The organism is Sphingomonas sp. DC4900 (genome assembly GCF_049896485.1).
In the GTDB taxonomy this organism is placed as follows: Bacteria; Pseudomonadota; Alphaproteobacteria; order Sphingomonadales; family Sphingomonadaceae; genus Sphingomonas; species Sphingomonas aquatilis.
This window is the reverse complement of sequence record NZ_JAFCUK010000005.1, coordinates 30229-51766: the sequence shown is the minus strand read 5'-3', so window position 1 is coordinate 51766 and position 21538 is coordinate 30229. Positions and strand designations below refer to the sequence as shown.

Genomic DNA, 21538 nt, shown 5'->3' with positions numbered 1-21538 from the left:
ATGAGGCCTCTCATGGTCGAAGCTCCGTAATCTGGCGTATGGTCGCATCGACGGCGTGCCGGCTGAAGGCGAGGCGGCGCGGTTCGCCCGCAACCCATGCGGCATAGCTGTCGGAATAATGCGGCGAGCGCGGGTCGATCGACTGGCCCGGCAGCGCGCAGACGAGCGATTCGTCCCAGTTTCCGACGTCGCAGACGATCATGAAATTGGCCCCGTGGCTCACGGTATAATCGCGCGCCGCGACATAGCCGCGCGCCATCACGGTGAAGGCATCGCCGCCCGACCGGCCGCCCTCGATCGCGGGGCTGACGGCCGCGACCTCAGGCAGCGCGGACAGCGGATGGCGCAGCACGACGCGGTGCGCGTCTCCCCAGCGCCATCCCTTGGGATCGGGCCCGAACGCGGCGATGGTCGCCTCCCAGCCTTCGGCGAGCGCCGTCGCCAGGAGTCTGTCCCGCGCGGCTTCGGGTTCGGGACCGAAGCGGGCATCGGGATGGGACAGCATCGCCAGCATCGGCCGGGGGTCGACGGATGTGACGAGATCGCGCGCTGCATCCGGCACGATCGCGGCAAGAAAGGCCTTGCCGAGCGCGATCCAGACCATTTCGAACACGGCCGCCGCCGCGCTGTCGACCCCCAACCGGCAGTCCCAGTCGCGGAGCAGTGCGGCGGCGCTGGCGGCACTCCCGTCCAGACGATCGGGCAACAGCGCCATGAGCGCACGTGCTGGTAGCGACAGATCGTCGTGTTGCAGCGCGACGCTGTCGGCGAGGCTATGCCTGTCCTGCTGTTCGAGCGCTTCGACGATCCGATCGTGGCGATAGGGCGCGTTCCAGATGAAGCTGCTGACCCGTTTGTCGGGGCCCCAATTGGCGGGCAGGTTGAACTGGTTGGCCGATGCGAACCAGCCGTCGGGCGGGTTCAGCATCGCCGGCATGTCCTCCGTCGCGATGATGCCCTGCCAGTCGTACCGTCCGTCACCCGGGACCGGCATCAACCCGTCGTGATGAGCCCTGCGGACCGGCACATGGCCCAGCATCCGCCAGCCGGTGTTCCCGTCGCGATCGGCATAGTGCAAATTCGTCGGCGCGACATGCAGCCGGGCGGCCTGCGCCAGCGCGTCCCAGTCCCGGGCGAGGTTCAGCGCGATGATCGCAAAGGTCATGTTCGCGCCCGGTTGCAACGACACCGACGCCATCGCCGTTGCGCGTCGGCGCGACGGGTCGTGCGACAGAACCGGGCCGTGCACGCACTGGCGGATCGTGACGGTCACGTCCGCCGCGTCTTTCACCCGGATCGTCTCGGTCCGCGTCTCGAACCGCTTCCAGACGTCGTCGTGGCGATAGGTCTCCGGGTCGTCCGGGTGCAGGTCCAGGACGAACAGGTCTTCCTGATCGATATGCGAGTTGGTGCGCCCGAACGCATAATGATCGGTGTGGCCCTGCATGATGCCGGGCATGCCCGGGCTGCCAGCGCCGATTACGTCGAACCCCGGTGCGGTCAGGTGCGCGATATGGCGCGGCGAAAAGCCGCCGATGCCGAGATGGGGATCGTTGGCCAGGATCGGGCGACCGGTTGCGGAGCGGTCCGCAGCGATCGTCCAAGCATTGCTGCCGTGCGCGTCTCGGTCGAGCCGATCGTGGACAGGATCGTAGCGTGCCTGCACCGCCGCGTCCCACGGCAGCGGCCCATCGGTCAGCGCAAGAACGCCAAGGTCGGCGTCGGACACCGCCGCCATGTCGAGCCCGTCGGGCACCACGGGCTGCCAATCCCAGGCGAGGGGCGCCATCAGGCGGTCGAGGTCGAGCAAGCCGCGCGCCGCAAGCCGGGCGCGGCGCACCTCGTCATCGGGCCGGCCCATGTCGCCGCTGCGGATGCGGACCAGATCGGCGATATCCCAGCGGAGCGGCGTCAGTCCCAGCGCGTCATATTCCGGCGGGAGCAGCGCGGGATGCGCCTCCAGCTCCGCAATCCGGGCGTTGATCCCGTCGACATAGGCGCGCGCGCACGCCACCACGTCCGGCGGCAAGGCGTCGAGCTCTGTCGCGACATCGCCCCGGAACAGCAGCAGGCGCGCGGCGTGATCATAAGGCACGAACCGCGGCCCGAAGCTCTCCGCCAGCCGCCCAAGGTCGCGGCGCCGTTGCAGGTCGATCTGGAACAGTCGATCGCGGGCGACAACATAGCCCTGCCCGAAATAGGCGTCGGGGATCGAGCCCGCCCGGATATGGGGCACGCCCCATATGTCGTCCGCAATCGTCACCGGACCGCGTGTTGCCGCACTGCTCATTCCGGCGACGCTGGTCTCGACCCCGCGGCCGCATCGCCGGGCGCGGCGATGGCGGCGCGGGGTGTCGGGCGGGCTGCGCGACGATGGGTCATCGTCGCCGCCCGGCTCAGCGCGTCTGGAAGCGGATGCCGACCCGGAAGGCGCGGCCGAGCAGATCCGAATAGGTGCTGTTCGCCGCCAGCCCGGTTTCAGGCAGCAGGATAGGATCGCGGTCGAACAGGTTGGTAACGTTGAGGAACAGCTCCGCGCGTCCGCCGCTGTGCGTTTCGATCTTGGTCGTCAGATTGAGGTCGAAATAGGTGACGCCGGAGATCGAATTGTTGTCGATCGTCGGGAATTGCGAGACGGTGGCGGCGGGGCGACCCGTCGGGCAATTGCCGTCGCAGACGATATAGGCATTGCCATAGGTGCCGCTGCTCACCCCGCGCGCGGTGCCGGTCACGGAGAAGCTGTCGGTCTCGTAGCTAGCGTTGAAACGATAGATCCACTTGGGTGGGCTGATGCCGCTCAGCTGGCCGACGGTATCGACCGGTATCACGTTCGGCACGCCGCTGTCGGTGATGTTGTGGATGTAGCGCGTCGCGAGGCCATGCAGCGTGACCGTGCCCGGCGCGCGCTGGATGATGTTGGCGAGCGGCAGGCGGTAGCTTGCGTCGAAGTCGATGCCGCGCACCCATTGGCGGGCGAAGTTGAACGGGCTGGCGCGGAAGAACAGCTCGCGGTCGCCCGTGGGATCGGGGCCATAGGCGGCGCAGAATTCGGCCCGCCCCTCAAAGCAGCGGTTGATGATGTCCTGCGCGAAGAACTGGCCGATCGCGTCCTTCAGCTTGATGTCGAACCCGTCGACCGACGCCGAGAAGCCGGGCAGGAACGTCGGCTGGAACACCACGCCGACCGAGACGGAATCCGCCTTTTCGGGGCGCAGGTTCGGGTTTCCGGTGGTCGTCTCGCGGAAGGTGACGGTGGTGCGCCCCGTCGCCGGATCGGTCAGCGTATTGGTGCGCGACGTGCCCGACGCGTACAATTCGCTGAGGTTGGGCGCGCGGATGTCGCGCGAGCGGGTGGCGCGGAAGCGGATGTCGGGGATCGGCTGCCACGTCGCACCGAGCTTCCACGTCGTCACATAGCCCGACGTCGAATAGTCGGTCCCGCGCACCGCGCCGTTGAACTCGAGGCCGAGGCCCAGCGGCACGACCGTTTCGAGATAGGCTTCCTTGACGTTGTAGCTGCCGAAGGTGGGCAGGAAGTTGCCAACCGACCAGCCGGTCTGGAACTGCGTCGGCACCGATCCCGACACCGATTCGCGTCGATATTCGCCGCCCACCGCAACGCTGACGTCGCCCGCCCAGGTCGCGAACGGTGTCAGCGACAAATTGACGCCCGCCACCGTCTGCTTGAGCTTCTGATCGCGATACGGATCGCCCAGCACATAGGCGAAAGCGGCCGGATTGGCGACGCCGATGCCCAGCCGGTTCAACGGTACGCAGCCGTTGGTCGGCGCGGTCAGCGACGAGCGGCACACGACCGTGCCCGCCGCCACGCCCAGCGCATTGCCGGCCGGCGCCGCGACCGCATCGGTGGCATTGGCCATGTTGGCCGTGTTCATGATGTCGCGCAGCTGCTCGTGCGCATTCGTCTCGCCATATTGGCCGTAGATGTTCCAGAACGCCTTGTGGCCAAAGGCCTGGAACTCACCCTCCGCGCCGATCGCATAGCGCTGCACGTCGCGGCTGCTGTTGTTCTTGCGATAGGGCAGGTCGACTGCGGTGCTGCCGACCGTCACCGACGTGACGGCAGCGCGCTCCGCCGCGGTGATGAGGCCAGCGGACACCGCATTGGCGAGCGCGCTCTGCAGATACGGATTGGCCGACGTCAGCGTGATCGAGGTCGTCGATTGAGGCCCCGCGTTGAACAGCGTCTTCTGCCAATTGTACGAGGCTTCGGCGAAGAGCGTCACGCCGGTGGCGACTTCGTAGCTCAGCCGCCCGAAGGCGCCGCGGCGATCGTCGTCGGCGTCGAGGCCGATGTTGCGGCCCTGATCGTTGACCTGCCAGTCACCGCCCTGCGTCAGCGAGGGCGCGGTCGCGCCGCCCACCGCGGGGAAGGTGAGCGCGCCATATTGGAACTGGCTCGCCGCGGCGCCCTGGCCGAAATAGATGCCGCGCAGCCGGTTGGCGACGCCGCCGCTGGAATTGAGGATGATGCCGCCGGGCGTGGTATTGGCGACACCCACCGGCTGGCGGATCAGGAATTGCGCCTGCCCGTTGGTGTTGGTGTAATTGGGGTTGGTGATCCGCACGCCGCCGCGCGCGTTCCACTCGCGATCGACGCGGAAGATGCCGTCGCGATGCGCCCATTCGCCGCTGAGTAGCAGATGCCCGCGATCGTCGCTGCCGAAAGCAAGGCCCGCCGCGGCGCTGAACGAGTAATTGGCGCCGTCGCCGCGTTCGGTGACGCCGCTGTCCGCCTGGATCTTGATGCCCTTGTACGTCTTGTCGAGCACGAAGTTGACCACGCCCGCAACCGCGTCGGAGCCATAGGCCGCCGAAGCGCCGCCGGTGACGATCTCGACGCTCTTCACCAAAGCCTGCGGGAAGGTGTTGACGTCGACCAGCCCGGTGACGCTCGATCCCACCGTGCGGCGCCCGTCGAGCAGCACCAGTGTGCGGATTTCACCCAGCCCGCGCAGGTTGAGCGCGTTGATGCCGGCCAGCCCGGAGCTGATCGCGAGGCGGGAGTTCGAGGGGCGGGTGGACCCAACCAGCGCCGGCAGCTGGTTGACGAAGTCGGCGATGTTGTTCGTCGGCGAGGTGTTGAGGATATCCTCCTGCGTCGCGACGGTGAGCGGCGTCGGCGACTTGAAGCCATCGCGCACGATGCGCGTGCCGGTGACCATGATGTCGTCCGGCGCGATGTCGCCGGGGTTGGTCTCCGGCGGGGGTGGACTGGCGTCGGCCGGGGCGGCCGGCGTCGTCTGCGCGAAGGCGGGAGCGGTGAGCGCCATCGACAAGGCCGTCAATGCGGTCCCGGTCGCCATCACCCTGCGCCATGATCCGTCCGTCATCTGCAATCCCCCTTATTCACGATCGTTTTGAGCGTGATCACCCTGCGGCCGGTCATGGTCTTGTCGCTGATCCGGGCAGCGGCGATGGTGCAGGCGGGATGCAACCTAGGTCAAGGGTTGACCGACACCGATCGTTGGGTGGGCCATAGCCTGCGATTATGGTGGCATTGCGCGGCCCCGACGCCGGCCTATGCTCCGCCGCGAACCGCCCCGCCGACCGTTGCGCCGCCGATCATGCGCGGCCGTATCGTGGGTCGGCCGAACAAGGGGAAACCATGGTCTCTCGCCGTACCTTCCTGCTCGGCGCCACGGCATTCGGCGCGCTCGCGCCCTGGCGGGCGGCGGCACGGCTGTCCGCCGCACCCGCCTATGCGACCGTGCCGGGGCTGTCGCAGCCGATCACCATCATCGACGACCTGTGGGGCGTTCCCCATATCCGCGCCGCGACCAAGGCCGATGCTTTTTTCGGGCAGGGCTATGTGGTCGCGCGCGACCGCCTGTTCCAGATCGACTTCGCGCATCGCCGCGAGATGGGGCGGATGGCCGAGGTGTTCGGCCGGGATTTCGCCGCCCATGACGCGGCGGCGCGGCTGTTCCATTATCGCGGCGATCTCGACGCCGAGCTGGCGCGCATTCCACGTGAGGTGCTCGACTGCGTGCGCGGCTATATCGCCGGCATCAATGCGCGCATCGCGGAGGTGGAGCGCGATCGGTCGTTGCTGCCGCTCGAATACCGTATCCTCGGCGTCATGCCGCTGCGCTGGGACGTGCGCGACCTCGTGCTGGCGCGGGGCGGCGGCATCGGCAATGTCGACGACGAGATCCGCCGCGCGCAGCTGGCCGCGTTGGGGTTGCTCGACCTCGACCAGCTGGTGGCGCCGCTACGCCCGTCGATCCCGCTCGAGGTGCCCGACGGCCTTGACCCCGCGCAGGTCAGCGAGGCCGATCTGGGCGTGCTGCGCCTCGGACCGCTGCCGTTCGGCCGCGAAACGCACACGCAGGACCCGGACGAGCTGCTGAACGCCGCCAACGCCGGCTCCAATGCCTGGACGATCGCGGGCAGCCGGACTGCGACCGGGCGCCCGATCCTGGCCAACGATCCGCACCTCGGCATCGGCGGGTTCGGCCCGCGCCATGTCGCGCATCTGACCGCGCCGGGGCTGGACGTGATCGGCGGCGGCGCGCCGGGCCTCGCGGGCATCATGCAGGGCCATACCGATCGCTTCGCCTTCGGCCGCACCAATTTCCACATCGACCAGGAGGATCTGTTCGTCCTGGAACTCGATCCGGCCGACCCCGAACGCTACCGCCACGACGGCGGGTGGAAGCGCTTCACGGCGGTCGATGTCGCGATCCCCGTCAAGGACGCCGCGCCCCGCACCGTGCGGCTGCGCTATGCCGTACAGGGGCCCGTCATCGCCCACGATCCGGCCCGGTCGCGCGCCACCGTGCTGGCTTCGGTCGAGATGCAGCCCGGCGGATCGGGCGCGTTCGCCATGGTGGCGATCAACCTCGCGCAGGATTGGGACGGCTTGCGCGAGGCGTTCAAGCTACACCCGTCACCGACCAATTTCCATTATGCCGACGTGCACGGCCATCATGGCTGGCAGGCGATCGGCTTCTGGCCACAGCGCAAGCGCGGCCATGGCCTGCTGCCGGTGCCGGGCGACGGCCGCTACGACTGGGCAGGGATGCGTGATTTCCGTGCCTTGCCCGGCGTCATCGATCCACCCGCCGGATGGTTCGCCTCCGCCAACCAAGACAATCTGCCCGATGGCTGGCCCGCAGACCAGAGCCCGGCCTTTTCGTTTCGTAGCCCGGCGCGCTACGACCGGATCGCCGAGGTGCTATCGACGCAGACGCGCCACAGCCTCGCCGATAGCGTTGCGCTCCAGCATGACACGCTGTCGCTACCCGCCCGGCGCTTTCAGGCGCTGCTGCCAAGCACGCCATCCGCCGGGGCTGCCGCCGCCACGGCCATGCTGGCTCGCTGGGACGGCCGGATCGACGGCGCAAGCGGCGCGGCGGCGCTGTACGAGATCGTGCTGCGCGATCTCAATTCGAAGATGATCGCCGCACTGGTGCCTGAGAGCGCGCGCGCCCTGATCCCCGCGATCGAGCCGCCCGAGCTGATCCGGGTCGCCGCAAAGCGGCCCGACCTGATCGACGCAGCGCTTGCCGATGGCTGGGCGAAAGCGACGACGCTGCTTGGCAACAACTCCGCCGCGTGGCGGTGGGATACGCTCCACCGCGTCCGGATCGCCCACCCGCTCGCCCGTATCCCCGCCATTGCCGCGGCCTTTCCGCCGATCGAGGTGGGTGGGTCCGGTGGCGATGGCTTTACCGTGATGGCGCGCTGGCTTGGCAACGGGCCGGACTGGCGGGTCGGTGGCGGCGCGAGCTACCTGCAGGTGATCGATGTCGGCGATTGGGATCGATCGGTCATGCTCAATCTGCCCGGCCAGTCCAACGATCCGCGGTCCGTCCATCGCGACGATCAGGCCGCCCCGTGGATCGCGGGGCGGATGCTGCCCATGCCCTTCAGCCGGGCGGCGGTCGACGCGGTTGCGGCCGCCACCACTCACCTTCGACCCGAAAGGAGCCCGCGATGACGCGCCTCACCCTGACCGCTCTCGTCTGGTGCATTGCCACCTCGGCGAGCAACCCGCGCGTCGATGTCGTGATCCACGGCGGCACCGTCTATACCGGAGCGGAAGGCGTGCCCTTTGTCGGCGATGTCGAGCTGACCGGCGACCGCATCGTCTATGTCGGGCGACCGCGCGGCACCGCCGCGGGGGAAGTGATCGATGCGCGGGGGATGATCGTCGCGCCGGGCTTGATCGATGCCCACACCCATCCCGACAGCTACATCCGTTCGCCCGATCCCAGGGCGCGCCTCAACCTGCCGTGGCTGACCCAGGGTGTCTCCACGGTCGTGATCGGCGTCGACGGCTATGGCACGTACGAGGTCGCCAAGGATGCACACGCGCTGGAGGCGAGTGGGATCGGCACCAATATCGTCCCCTTCGTCGGCTTCGGCGCGATCCGGACGCATGTGCTGGGGCAAGATGCCCGCGCACCCACTCCGGCCGAATTGGCGGAGGAACGGCGCCTCGCCGCCAAGGGGATGTGCGAAGGGGCCTATGGTCTGTCCACCGGCCTGTTCTATCCGCCGCAAAGCTTCGCCAAGACCGACGAGGTGGCGGCCGTCGCCAGCGAATCGGGCAAGCGCAGCGGAATGTACGACACGCACCAGCGCGACGAATCCAACTATTCGATCGGCCTGCTTGCCTCGACGCGCGAGGCGATTGCGATTGGGAAGAGCGCCGGCACTCCGGTGCATTTCGCGCATCTGAAGGCGCTGGGCGTGCCCGTGCAGGGGCAGGCCCCCGCGCTGATCGCCACGATCGAGGCAGCGCGGCGCGCGGGGCAGGTCGTGACGGCCGACCAATATCCGTGGCTCGCCTCGGGATCGAGCGTCGATGCCGCGCTGGTGCCGGGCTGGGCGATGGACGGTGGCTATACGCGGCTGCTCGCGCGCTTCGACGATCCGGCGACGATGGCGCGGTTGCAGTCGGCGATGGCGGACAATCTGCGCCGCCGGGGCGGGCCGGGGGCGCTGCTGCTCACCGCTCAGGGCCAGCCGTGGACCGGCAAGACGCTCGCCGAGATGGCGACGACGTGGCACCTTTCCCCAATCGATGCGGCGATCCGCATCCTGCGCACGCCAAATGCGGCAGGCGACGGCCCGGCGGGGTCCGACGTCGCCAGCTTCAACATGGTCGATCGCGATGTCGACCTGATCATGAAGCAGCCCTGGGTCGTGACGTCGTCGGACGGATCGGACGGGCACCCGCGCCAATATGCGACCTTCCCGCGGCTGTATCGCACCTATGTCGTCAATCGGAAGGTCATCACGCTGCGGCAGTTCATTCGCCGCTCCACCGGCGCGACCGCGGACATGTACCGTATCCCGCAGCGCGGGTATCTGCGGCCGGGCTATTTTGCGGACGTCGTGGTGCTGGACCCCAAAGGCTATGCGCCGCGGGCCGACTATCTGCATCCCCGCGAAACGAGCGTCGGCGTCGTCGCTTTGTTCGTCAACGGCCGACGCGCGCTGACCGATGGCACGGCGACCGGCGCCGCGGCCGGACGGGCTCTGCTCCGCCCACGCCCCGCGGGCTGCGACCAATAGCCGAACGTTATAGGCAGCGCCGCGAGCGCGATTGGCACCATCAGCGATCCCCCCTCTATCATGCTGGCATCATGACCATTCCCGCTCCCTATCTGCTCTATCTCGGCCATTCCGATGACGAGATCGGCCTCAAGACCTCCCGCGGGCTCGCCGCCTTTCGCGGGGCGGATTGCGTCGGCGAATGGCGGCACAGCGATTGCCCCTTCACGCTTGGTCTGCCGCAGATGAATGCGGACACCGCCCGTGCCGCAGGCGCCCGTACGTTGGTGCTCGGCATCGCCAATCCCGGCGGACGCTTTCCCGGCTGGATGATCGGCGACGCACTCGCCGCGATCCGTGCGGGGCTGAACGTCGCCTGCGGCCTGCACGAGCGGCTGCGCGACGTGCCGGAACTCGTCGAGGCGGCGAAGGCGGCGGGGGTTCAATTGTTCGACGTGCGCGACGCGCCCGCCGGCCTTCCCGTCGGCAATGGTCGTCGTCGTGCGGGCAACCGCCTGCTGACCGTGGGCACGGATTGTTCGGTCGGCAAGATGTATGCGACGCTCGGCCTGCGCGACGCCCTGCGGGCCCGCGGCGTCACCGCCGATTTCCGAGCGACGGGCCAGACCGGCATCCTGATCGCGGGCGAGGGCGTACCGCTCGACGCCGTCGTCGCCGACTTTATCGCTGGGGCCATCGAAACGCTCGCCCCGGCACGTGAAGACGATGGCTGGGACCTGATCGAAGGGCAGGGATCGCTGTTCCACCCGGCCTTCGCCGGTGTGTCGACCGGGCTGCTGCACGGCGCGCAGCCGGCGGCGCTGGTCCTATGCCATGATCCGTTGCGCCCGCACATGCGCGGCCTGCCGCATTGCCCGATGCCGGGCCTAGCCGAATGCCTGGAGGCAAACCTGCGCGTTGCCCGGCTGACCAGCCCGAACGTCCGCGGCGTCGGCGTGGCGCTCAACACGGCGAAGCTTGACGAGCTGACCGCCCGCCGGATGTGCCGTGAGGCCGAAGATGCGCTGGGCCTGCCCTGCACCGACCCGTATCGCTTCGGGTCGGAGGCGATCATCGACCTGCTGCTGGAGACATCATGCGCCGCACCCTCATCGTTCGCCATGACCGCTTCCCACTGAGGGCGCCGTTCCGCATCGCCCGCGGCGTGAAGACCGCGGCCGATGTGGTGACGGTCACGATCGCGCAGGGTGACGTACGCGGATGGGGAGAGGGCGTGCCCTATCCCCGCTATGGCGAAACGATCGATGGCGCGATCGCCGCGATCTACGGGGTCCGCGCGCTGATCGAAGCAGGCGGATCACGGCAGGATCTCGCTGAGGCGATGCCGCCGGGCGCCGCACGCAACGCGGTCGAATGCGCTCTATGGGACCTGGAGGCGCGGATCGGCCGTACCGACGTTGCCGCGCTGGCGAGCGTGGCGCCCGTCTCGGCGCTGCCCTCCGCGATCACGATCGGCATCGACACGCCCGAGGCCATGGCCGCCATCGCGACGACGGTGGCGCACGTGCCGCTGTTGAAGATCAAGGTGAACCGCGAGGAGGCCGCAACCCAGATCGCGGCGGTCCGTGCCGCTGCGCCTGCCCCCCGGCTGATCGTCGATCCCAATGAAAGCTGGCGGGTCGAGGACATCGCCGCCTATCTGCCGCTGCTGCGCGCGCAGCGGGTCGATCTGCTCGAACAGCCCGTGCCGGCCAATGACGACGAGGGGCTGGCGGCACTGGCCGGTGCCATCCCGATCTGTGCGGACGAAGCCTTGCACACCCGCGACGATCTCGATCGGCTGGCCGGCCGCTACAGCCATGTGAACGTCAAGCTCGACAAGACGGGCGGCTTGACCGAAGCCCTTGCGCTCGCCGGTGAGGCGCGGGAGCGGGGGTTCGGTGTGATGGTGGGCTGTATGGTGTGTTCGTCGCTGGGTATCGCGCCGGCGATGCTGGTTGCGAATGGCGCGGACTTCGTCGATCTCGATGGCCCGCTGTGGCTGGCGCAGGATCGCGACGGCGGCGCGCGTGACAGTGACGGCATCCTGTACCCACCGGCGCCTGGCTTTTGGGGGACGCCCGCTTGCGCCTGATCGGGGGCTGGTTCGCCATTCCGCTGTGGCAGCGGGTGGTCGGCGGGTTGATCCTGGGCGTCGCACTCGGGCTGCTGTGGCCCGAGGCGGCGGGTGCGATCCGGCTGATCGGCGATCTGTTCGTGCGCCTGATCAAGATGCTGGTGGTGCCGGTGGTGCTGGTCACCATCGCGGCGGGGATCGCCACGCTGGGTGATCCGAGGCGGCTGGGGTCGATCGGCCTGCGCACCGTGGGCCTGTTCGCAGCCACCACGCTAATTTCGGTATCGATCGGCATGGCCGCAGGACTGATCCTGCGTCCCGGCGCGGCCATGTCGCTGGGCGGCGTCGTGCCGCATGCGCTGGGCGCCGCAGTGACGCCGGCCGATCAGCTGCTGTCGATCGTGCCGCTCAACATCGTCGAGGCGCTGGTCCGCGGCGACATGCTGGCGATCATCTTCGTCGCGGTGCTGCTGGGCACGGGGACCATCCTGGCGGGTGAGGCGGGCAAGCCGGTCGTGGCGCTGCTGCAGGGCTTGTCGGCGGTGCTGTTGCAGATCGTCCGATTGGTGATGGAGGCGACCCCGTTCGGCGTCTTGGCGCTGATCGCTCAGGCGGTCGCGACCAATGGCGCGGGGGTGTTCGTCCATGTCGGCTGGCTGGCGCTGGCCGTGGTGCTCGCCTCGCTCGTCCAGATGCTGGTGGTACACGCCGGGCTGATCCGCTTCGTCGCGCGCCTGCCGGTGACGCGGTTCTTCAAGGGGATCGTCGACGCGCTGGTCGTCGCCTTCTCGACCGCATCGTCATCGGCGACGCTGCCCGTCGCGCTGCGGGTGGCGCAGGACAATCTCGGCGTCTCGCGTGCAGTCGCTTCCACGGTCCTGCCGCTCGGCGCGTCGATCGGCAAGGATGGGACGGCCATGTATGTCGGCCTGCTCGGCCAGTTCGCGTTACAGGCGCTGGGCCTCGTTCCCGACGCGACGATGCTCGTCACCATGCTGTTGACCGGCGCGCTGGCGGCATTCGGCACTGCACCTGTACCGTCCGCCTCGCTGTTCATGCTGGCGGCGATGCTGTCGGCGGTGGGGGTCAGTACGGAGCAGACCGCGCTGGTCATCGGACTGGTGCTGCCGTTCGATCGCCTGCTCGACATGACGCGCACCGTCCCCTCCGCCTCCGCCAATCTGACGGTGGCGACCCTCGTTGCGCGCGGCGAGGGGGCGTTGGACGCCGCACGGTTCCGCGGGCCGGTGGCCGAATAGCCTCGGCTTCGCTACGCTGCTGTCCATGAACCTGCGCCACATCGAGATCTTCCACGCCGTCTACGTCAACGGCTCCGTCTCGGCCGCGGCGCGCGCGCTCAACGTGTCGCAGCCGTCGGTCTCGAAGACGCTGCGGCACGCCGAAAGCCTGTTGGGGTTCGAGCTGTTTCAGCGTTCCAACGGCCGGCTACTGCCCACCGAGGACGCGCACGCCCTGTTCGCCGATGTCGCCGACATTCAGGAACGCGTCCGCGCGCTGCGCGAGGCGGGCCGCAATTTGCGTGTCGGCGCGGGTACGACGCTGCGCATTTCTGCGCTGCCCAGCCTCGCGCTCAGTGTCCTGCCCGATGCGGTCGCGCGATTTCTGACGCGTCACCCCGACGTCAGTTTCGATTTACAGACCGTCCACCACGACGACTTGCTGCGCAAATTGTACGAGCGCGAAAGCGACATCGCCATCGCCAGCGAGCCGCCGCGCGGGGTCGCTTTGTCGCGCAGCTGGCTAGGCGAGGGAGAGCTCGTCGTGCTGTATCGCGAACAGACCATGCCCGATGCGCCGCCCCGGATCGAGCTGTCGCAACTGGTCGATCAGCCGATCATCTCGATGAAGGGCAGTGGCCCGATCGGCAAGCTGTTCGGCGACGAGATCGATCGTCTCGGGCTCGCGCTGAACGAGGTGGCCGTCGCGCGGACCTTCTATATCGCCGCCGCTCTGGTGCAGGCGGGCGTGGGCGTCGCGATCGTCGATAATTTCACCGCAGCGGCGTCGATCAGCCAGGGGCTGTTGATGCGTCCACTGCGCCCGTCGGTGACGTTCGATGTCCATGCGATCCACCTGCTCGACCGCCCGCCATCGGCGCTGGCCGCCGAGTTCCTGACCCTGTTGAGCGAGGAAATCGAACGTCGATGATCGGTACGGCTCTGCTGCTACCCCTGATGCTGGCGGGACAGGCGGCCCCGGCATCCCCTCCGCCTGCGCCAACCCCGCCCCCGCCTGCGGTGGCGGAGGCACTGGCGAAGGCGCCGCCCGGCACGCGCATCGGTTTGCTGGTGGTCGATGGCGACGGGCAGGAGATCGTCGCGATCCGGCCCGACGAGCGGTTCATCCCCGCCTCGAACACCAAGCTGTTCACCACCGCCGCCGCCTTCGCGACGATCGATGTGGCTGCGCCGGATACGCGCGGCGGTGCGACAGTGCGACTGGAGGGCGCGGAGCGGCCGATGGTGATCCTGGCAGGGCATGGCGATGCGCGGCTGTCCTCCGCGCCGGATTGCCGGGTCGATTGCCTGTCGACGCTGGCAACCGCGGTGGCGCAGCGCACCCGGATCGTCGGCGATGTCGTCGGCGACGATACCGCGTTCCCGGACGAACGCTGGCCGCAGGGCATGAGCTGGAACAATATGGACAGCGTCTATGGCACCGGCGTGTCGGCATTGACGCTGGACGACAATGCCGTGCCGCTGACGGTCGTGCCGACGACGCCGGGATCGCCGCTCACGGTAACGGGCGACGGCTATTTCCAGATCGACAACAGCGCGACGACCGGTCCGACTGGCAGCGCGCGCACGCTGACGGTCGAGCGTATGCCGGGGAGCGATCGCCTGCACGTGTCTGGCAGCGTTCCCGCTGGGCATGCACCGATCGTCATCCCTCTCGGGATCGACGATCCCGCGCATCACGCCGCGTGGCGCTTCGCGCAACTGTTGCGCGCGGCAGGCGTGACGGTGACGGGGCGGATTACCGTGCGGCACCGTCCACCCGCTCCCGCGGCAATGCCGGAAGAGGTTGGCGCGCCCCCTTTGCCGGTGCTGGCAGGGCTGACCCCGCCGCCGTTGGCCGAGGATATCCAGCGCACCAACAAGATGAGCCAGAACCTCCATGGCGAACTGCTGCTCCGCCGGCTGACCCCCAGCGGGTCGGTCGCGGATGGTCATGCCGTGGTCACCGCGACGCTGGCCCGTGCGGGCGTGGCGACGCCGGCGTTCGACCTCGCGGACGGGGCGGGTATGTCGAACTATAATCGTGTCACGCCGCGGGCGACGGTGGCTCTGCTCCGCTGGGCGATGACCCAGCCGTGGGGCGCGGCGTGGCGGGCGACGCTGCCGATCGCGGCGACCGATGGTACGCTGACGCGGCGGTTCGTTGGCACGCCGCTGGCGGGACGATTGTCTGCCAAGACCGGGACGCTCAACGCTGCCAATGCCTTGTCCGGCTATCTCACGGCAGCGAGCGGGCGGACGCTGATCTTCTCGGCCTATGCCAACGACATGGCGGGGGATGCGAGCGCGACCGCGGCAATCGATGCGGCCTTGGTAGCGGTTGCCGCTGCGAATTGAGCGACGGGAGCTTAGGCCAGCAATGCGGCCAGCGCGCTCGATGCGAGGAGAGGGGGCGCCGACGGCAACGGGATAGCGCGAACCACCGGCGCTGCGACCGGCGCTAGTCCGGCGCTCGCGACGGCGACAAGGACCCTGCGGCGGTCGATCATGCTACCCCCTCCTTCGCGCAGGCGGGCAGCCCCGCCAGATACAGCGCGCCGTCCAGCGCATCCCCCAGCGGATCGCTCAGCCGCGCGACGGTCCGCGCCCGGAGCCATGGGCGCATTGCCTGCGACAAGCCACCCAGCAGCGCGCAGCGCGTCGCGCCGCGTTCGAAGATCGTTTCGATGAAGCGCTCGATATGGCCCGCGGCATCCTCGACGATCGACCGGGCGATTACGTCGTCCGCCTCCGCATGCGCCATGACCAACGGTGCGAAGCTGCCATAATCGCGCGGGGTCGCTTGATCCATCCATGCGATCGCACGCGCGGTGTCGTGGCCGAAGCGTTCGGTCACGGCCGCACTCAGCGGCGTCGCGCGCGTGCGGCCGTCCAGCGCCCGCATCGCATGGCGCATCGCACTCAGGCCCAGTGCGGCACCGCTACCCTCGTCCGATATCGGGAAGCCATAGCCGCCGATGCGGAAGGTCTCGCCGTTCACGCGCACCAGCGCGATACTGCCCGTGCCGATGATCAGGATCGCGCCATCGGCACCGCCGTGCGCCCCCAGGTTCGCAATCTCCGCGTCACTCTCGAAGACCGTGGTCGCGAAGGGAAAGGCGAAACCCTCCAGCGCCGCGCGCACGCCGGAACGGGAAATGCCGGCCACGCCCATCGCGGCACTGGTCTGCGCTACATCCGCCGCATCAAGGCCCGCCTGCCGAACCACGCGATCGGTCACGTCGCGTAGCGTCGCATGGAGCGCGATCAGCCCCAATCCGGCATTGGCGGGCCCCGCCTGAGCCTCGGCCAGGACCCGACCGCTCGCATCGACCAGACGGCTGCGGCTATGGCTGCCACCGGCGTCCACGCCCAGAAAAAAACGCGTCATTCCGCTCCCCCGCTATTGCGTCTGTACCTCTTCCAGCGTCGTGCGGAAGCGGCCGTCCAGCCAGTCGGTGATCTCGCGTGCCGCCGGATGATCGATAGCGCCATAGCGCGCGCGCAATTCGGCATGGCGCGGCCCCAGATTATCGAGCCCTGTATCCTGCAGCGGCAGGATGTCCCGGCGCAGCGTCGCGGCGAAATCGGGCCCCAGCACCGTTGTCGCCGCTGTCAGAAACGCCTGGCCATAGGCATAACCGTCCCCCTCGCGATAGCTCGCTGCCAGCGTCAGCGCCGGTATGCAGGACAGCAGAGGTTGCGAGGCGGGATTGATCGCATGGCCGCTGACATGGTTCCGGATCGCCGCAGGTCGCCCGGTAAAGGCGCGCAGGTGAAGATATTGCGACATCCGCACACCATCGTTGACCGGATAATTATCCCACAGGCACACTTTGCGGCCGAGTTCGTCCTGCACCCGCTTCAGATGCGCGACGCCGATCTCCCGCGAAATCACCTCTTCGCCCGTCCAATAGACCTGGACACGCCGGTCGAGAAACCGGCCGAGATCGGTCAGATACGCCGGCGGGCGGCGGCCCCAGGCGCGTTCGAGGATGGGATCGTCCGAATAGAAGCTGGGGCAGAAGAACACGCGGCTGGCGCGGGTGGCGTTCGCGCAGAAATCGACGAGGTTCGCCTGGCTGCGCGCCAGATCGGGCAGTTCGGCGGGCAGATCGTCGAACAGGATGGCAAGGTCGTCGAGACCCAGCGTGTCGAGGTGCGCGAGCTTCCGCCGCAGCGCCGCGCGCGATGCGTCATCGAAGGGATGCGTGCTGCCGACCGGGGTCAGCGCTACGCCGAAGCGAACGCCCCGTGCCCGGCACTCCGCGGCGAAAGCAGCCAGCGCGGCGAACTGTTCGGGCGGGTGGGGTTCCTGCCAGCGACGGCGAAGAAAGGGGTCGGCCTTGGGCCCGTAATGGTAGAAGCGATAGCCGGCCGGGGCGAGGGTTCGCAAGACGGTGGTGCGATCGGCCCAGCTCCACGGCTTGCCGAACAGCCCTTCGATCACGCCGAGGTTCACTGTCATAGCCGTACCTTTCTGCCGTCCCGGATCATTGGCCAGACGCCGCCACCGCGCCACGCAGCACCGTCTCGCGCAGCGCATCGAGCGATGGATATGGCTCGCCATCGGGACGATGGACGCGATTGGTGAGCAAGACGACGGTCAGCCCCAATTGCGGGGAGACGGCGAACCACGTGCCCGTAAAGCCGGAATGGCCGAAGAAGGGCGCCGCGATACCGGCGAGCTGCGTCTTGTGGAAGCCGAGCGCCTGATCGGGATCGTACGGCGTCTGCTCGAACGCCGCCACCGTCGCTGCCGGCGCCAGCCGCCAGCGGCCGTAGCAGCCGCCGTTACTCAGCACCTGCGCGTAGCGCGCAACGTCCGTCGCCGTCGAGAACAGCCCGGCATGCCCCGCGACGCCGCCCCAGCCGAGCGCGGCATTGGCGTCGTTCGCCTCGCCGACCAGCACCCGGCTTCGATAACCGGAAAATGGTTGTGCCGGTGGGTAGGGGGCCTGCGGATAGGGCTTACCCGTTTCCGCCATCCGGCGCTGGTACGCATCCCCTTGCGACGTCGCCGCGGCCCGTGACTGCTGGTCCGCGTCCGGCAGGAACCCGGTGCCCATCATGCCGAGCGGCCGGTAAATCGCCTCGCGTACGTAGCGATCCAGTGGGATCCCCGATACCTTGGCGACGACTGCGCCCAGGATCATGAAGCCGAGGTCCGAATAGGCAAAGCGCGCCCCTGTGGGATAGCGCAGCGGTAGCGCCGCGAGATAGGGCAGGGCGCCTCCCGCGGGTGCCCGATGCAGCCACGTCGGCTGCCATTCCCACACTCCGCTGCGATGCGTTAGCAACTGGCGCACGGTGATGCCGGCCTTGTCGGTATCGCGAAATTCGGGCAGCAGCGTGCCGAGCCTATCGTCGAGCGACACCTGTCCGCGCCCGACGAGGTGAAGGATCGCCGCAGTGGTCGCCTCCACCTTGGTGATCGACGCCATGTCGAACGGCGTCTCGACCGTCATTGGCTGCGGCGGGGCAAGGGCGCGCAGATCGCCCTCCGGCGTCGTAGTCAGCGTCTGTGCATTGCCGAAGGCGGCGCGATGCACGATCGCGCCATGATGCGCGATCAGCAACACCGCGCCGGGGTACAGTTTGCCGACACCCCCGCGCACGGCGGCGTCGATCGATGCGAACCGCGTGTCGGTTTTTGGCGCCTGATCGTGGAGGATCGGACAGCTGTCGGCCGCGGCCACCGCACCGGCAGGCGAGGCGGCGAGACATGCCGCCCCTGCTACCAGCCACCCGACCCGCGAGAGGCGGTGCAAGCGGGCTCTGGCCGCGCCTCGGATCGTCCTGCCGTCCATGTCAGGGCGCATAGCATGACCGCTGCCCGCGACCCATTCCACCATGACGTCCGCCCATAACGAAGCGTCATAGGCCGCCCTCGAGACCGCATCGGCCTTCAGGATCGTCAGCGTTGCGCGACGTTGTTCGACCGTTCGCGGTCGGGCAGCTTATGGTCGGGGTCGAGTTCCGCCTTCACGACCGTTCCCGCGGGCACAGAGACCGCGGTCGATGCCTGACGGATCCACGTTTCCGCTGGCAGGCGGACATCGCGTGTCGTGCCGTTCGCATAGGTCACGCGCAACGTCGCTGGCATCACCAACCGATCGCGTGAAGTGACCCGGACGAGCGGCGTCCCGTCCTTCGCCGTCTCGATCCCGGCCACGGCGAGATCGAGCTGCCAATTGTGCGCGTACCAGCCGTTCCACCAATAGGACAAATCCTCGCCCGCCTCGCTTTCCATCGCCCGGAAGAAGTCCGCGGGCTGCGGGTGGCGATAGGCCCAGGCGGCGATGAACCGGCGGAAGGCGGGGTCGAAACGGTCCGGCCCCAAGATCTGCTCGCGCAGCAGCACAAGGCCCAGTGCCGACTTGAAATAGGTGACCGGGTGCCGCCACTTTTCGATCACCGTATCCGCACGGGACAGGATCGGCGGCGCGGTGGGATCGGCCAGGACGGGGAGGATCTCGTCGACCGGATTGCCGCCACCTTCGGCATATTCGCTGTCGCGCTTGGGCGCATATTCGCCGCGGTTGAAATCGTCCGACTGATAGACGTCGATGAACGTGTTGAAGCCCTCGTCCATCCACGCATGCCGCCGTTCGTCGAAGCCGACGATCATCGGAAACCAATTGTGCCCGATCTCATGCGCGGTGACCCAGAACAGTTCCTTGCCCGCATCTTCAGGCGCATCGAACACGATGCCGGGATATTCCATTCCGCTCGTAGGGCCCGCGACATTGATCGCGGCCGGCCAGGGATAGGGATACCAGCGGGCCGAGAAGCGCTCGACCGTATCCTTCACATATTCGGTCGATCGGCCCCATCGCGCGGTGCCGGCGCTTTCGGCGGGGTAATAGGACATGGCGAGCGCGGTCTTGCCGTCCGGCAGGCGGATGCGCGCCGCATCCCAGGCAAAGGCGGAAGACGCTGAAAATGCGACGTCGCGCGTATTCTGCATGCGATAATGCCAGGTCAGCGTGCGGGCCTTCCGTGGCCGTGATGCCGGATCACCGATCTCGGCGACGCTGCGGATCGGCACTGTCGTGTCGCTGCGCCGCGCCGCATCGAGCCGCGCGGCCTGCGTCGGGGTCAGGACCTCGCGCGGGTTCATCAGTTCGCCGGACCCCGCCATCACCATTGATGCCGGCAGCGTCACCCAATAATCGAAGTCGCCATATTCCAGGTAGAATTCCTGCGCGAGATACGGCGCCGTGTCCCAGCCGCGGATGTCGTCATACACCGCCATGCGCGGATACCATTGCGCGATATCGTAAATCTCGCCGTCGCGCGATCGCCCCCAGGATGTGCGGCCGCCCCATTCCCCCGGGATGGTGTAATGGTAGCGGATCGTGACAACCGCCTTCGCATGCGGCGCAAGCGCGGTCGGCAGCCGCAGCTGCGCTCGCGTATCGCTGACCAGCGGCGTGACCGACACGGCCTTGCCGGTCCCGACCGCGACGCCGACCGCATCCAGCGTCATCCCGTCGGTATGGCCACCCGCCGCACCGCCCCGCGCCATGCCGCCGCGCGAACCGGGCCTGTAGAGGTTCTGATCGATCTGCAGCCACAGGACGTCCAGCGTATCGGGGCTGTTGTTGGTGTAGGTGATCGTCGCCGTCCCCGCGATCGTCTTGGCGACGGGATCGAGCGTCACGCGTAACTGATAATCGGCGCGATTCTGCCAATAATCGGGGCCGGGCAGCCCGTTCGCGCTGCGATAGCGGTTGATCGGCTGCGCCATATCGAACGGCGCGAACGTCTCGCGCGGTTGATAGTCCTGCGCGCTGGCGGCCGTGGCGGCCAGCGCGATCAGGAGCGGTGCGGGCCTCAACGGTCGAGCTTCGGCATCACGCGTTGCGCAACCAGCGCCTCTTCCGCGGCACAGCCCTGCGGCCGGGGCGTCGCGGGATCGGCGCGCAAACGGTCGAGTTCGGCGCGTGCGGCGGCCAGGTCCTGCTGGAAGGCCGGCTTGGTCCGCACCAGCGCCATCGTCGCGCTCGCCGATAGCATGCCACCCTCGACAGCGCTTTCGTTATGCGCGCCGCAGACGAAGCGGCTGTCGCCATAAGCCCGGCCGCGCCGCAGGATCGGCCCGGCGCGATCGGGCGCCAGTTCGGTGAGGATCAGCGCCCAGGTCCATCCCCAGGTGGTATGGCCGGAGGGATAATCGTAACTGTCGGCAAGCTGCGCGACGGGTTGGCACACCGGACCCTTATCCTGGTGATAGGGGCGGGCGCGGCGATAGTAATTCTTGGCGATGTTGGTCTGCGCGGCCGTATCCGCACCGGCGCGCGAAATCAGGCGCAGCGTCAGCGGTGCGGTTTCCGGGGTCAGCGCGACGCCGACCGCGCAGCTGAAGTCCCGCATCAGCGCCGGCCGCGAGGTATCGGCGTCGTTCGTCGCGAGCTGCCACCGCGGCGTGCCGACCAGCTTGCGGGTCGCCCGGAAGATGATCCGGTCGGTCTCATAGCGGGGATCGCCCTTGCGCGGCGCCGGTTCGAGGACATGCGTCACCTCGAACTCCCCGGCGTTGAGATAGCCGGGCGTGTCGCTCTTCGCGGTGCTGCCCCCCGCCGCAAAGGCGACGAGCAGGCCGCTCGCGACGATCGCGGCAGTACGGATGGGACGACGGGTGACGGGTGAGGGGAGGATGTCGATGGGCATGACCGCACTCGGCTGTGAG

14 protein-coding genes are annotated in these 21538 nt (G+C 68.4%); 7 read left to right on the top strand and 7 right to left on the bottom strand.

All coding sequences use genetic code 11. The annotated features are described in order from the left end of the window. Positions 1-10: 10 nt before the first annotated feature. Together ACP690_RS07960 and ACP690_RS07955 are read right to left on the bottom strand one after the other, a co-directional pair. Positions 11-2236 carry a penicillin acylase family protein gene (locus ACP690_RS07960; protein ID WP_426260736.1) on the bottom strand — a complete coding sequence of 742 codons (2226 nt, stop codon included), beginning with the start codon at positions 2234-2236 and terminating at the stop codon, positions 11-13. 160 nt (positions 2237-2396) lie between these two features. After that, a complete protein-coding gene (locus tag ACP690_RS07955; protein ID WP_426289625.1) occupies positions 2397-5327 on the bottom strand; it encodes a TonB-dependent receptor plug domain-containing protein in 2931 nt (976 codons plus the stop codon). 302 nt (positions 5328-5629) lie between these two features. Here ACP690_RS07955 and ACP690_RS07950 point away from each other — a divergent pair, with 302 nt between their 5' ends. The 7 genes from ACP690_RS07950 (at position 5630) to dacB (ending at position 15201) form a co-directional block, all read left to right on the top strand. Next, entirely contained in the window at positions 5630-7966 is a 2337-nt protein-coding gene (locus ACP690_RS07950; protein WP_426260734.1) for a penicillin acylase family protein, read from the top strand. Continuing rightward, entirely contained in the window at positions 7963-9549 is a 1587-nt protein-coding gene (locus tag ACP690_RS07945) for an N-acyl-D-amino-acid deacylase family protein (RefSeq protein ID WP_426260733.1), read from the top strand. The genes ACP690_RS07950 and ACP690_RS07945 overlap by 4 nt, the downstream gene beginning before the upstream one ends. A gap of 71 nt (positions 9550-9620) precedes the next feature. Beyond that, a complete protein-coding gene (gene dgcN, locus ACP690_RS07940) occupies positions 9621-10667 on the top strand; it encodes an N-acetyltransferase DgcN (protein WP_017978794.1) in 1047 nt (348 codons plus the stop codon). Further along, positions 10625-11623: an N-acetyl-D-Glu racemase DgcA gene (gene dgcA / locus ACP690_RS07935; protein ID WP_426260732.1), complete on the top strand. Its 999-nt coding sequence runs from the start codon at positions 10625-10627 to the stop codon at positions 11621-11623. The genes dgcN and dgcA overlap by 43 nt, the downstream gene beginning before the upstream one ends. After that, entirely contained in the window at positions 11614-12864 is a 1251-nt protein-coding gene (locus ACP690_RS07930; RefSeq protein WP_426260731.1) for a dicarboxylate/amino acid:cation symporter, read from the top strand. Before dgcA ends, ACP690_RS07930 begins: the two co-directional genes overlap by 10 nt. A gap of 25 nt (positions 12865-12889) precedes the next feature. Then, entirely contained in the window at positions 12890-13774 is an 885-nt protein-coding gene (locus ACP690_RS07925) for a LysR family transcriptional regulator (RefSeq protein WP_426260730.1), read from the top strand. After that, a complete protein-coding gene (gene dacB, locus ACP690_RS07920) occupies positions 13771-15201 on the top strand; it encodes a D-alanyl-D-alanine carboxypeptidase/D-alanyl-D-alanine endopeptidase (RefSeq protein WP_426260729.1) in 1431 nt (476 codons plus the stop codon). Before ACP690_RS07925 ends, dacB begins: the two co-directional genes overlap by 4 nt. Positions 15202-15349: 148 nt before the next feature. Here the strand turns inward: dacB and ACP690_RS07915 are convergent, their stop codons facing one another. The 5 genes from ACP690_RS07915 to ACP690_RS07895 all read right to left on the bottom strand — a co-directional run bounded on the left by ACP690_RS07915 (position 15350) and on the right by ACP690_RS07895 (position 21519). Continuing rightward, the gene (locus ACP690_RS07915; protein WP_426260728.1) at positions 15350-16234 is read right to left on the bottom strand and encodes a BadF/BadG/BcrA/BcrD ATPase family protein; all 885 of its coding nucleotides are present in this window, start codon (positions 16232-16234) and stop codon (positions 15350-15352) included. A 12-nt stretch (positions 16235-16246) separates the two neighbouring features. Next, positions 16247-17311 carry a beta-N-acetylglucosaminidase domain-containing protein gene (locus ACP690_RS07910; RefSeq protein WP_426260727.1) on the bottom strand — a complete coding sequence of 355 codons (1065 nt, stop codon included), beginning with the start codon at positions 17309-17311 and terminating at the stop codon, positions 16247-16249. 25 nt (positions 17312-17336) lie between these two features. Continuing rightward, a complete protein-coding gene (locus ACP690_RS07905) occupies positions 17337-18614 on the bottom strand; it encodes a serine hydrolase domain-containing protein (protein WP_426260726.1) in 1278 nt (425 codons plus the stop codon). 146 nt (positions 18615-18760) lie between these two features. Further along, complete coding sequence (locus tag ACP690_RS07900) at positions 18761-20686, bottom strand: M1 family metallopeptidase (RefSeq protein ID WP_426260725.1); 1926 nt, start codon at positions 20684-20686, stop codon at positions 18761-18763. Beyond that, positions 20683-21519, bottom strand: a complete 837-nt coding sequence (locus ACP690_RS07895) for an acid phosphatase (RefSeq protein WP_426260724.1) — start codon at positions 21517-21519, stop codon at positions 20683-20685. Before ACP690_RS07895 ends, ACP690_RS07900 begins: the two co-directional genes overlap by 4 nt. Positions 21520-21538 lie beyond the last annotated feature (19 nt).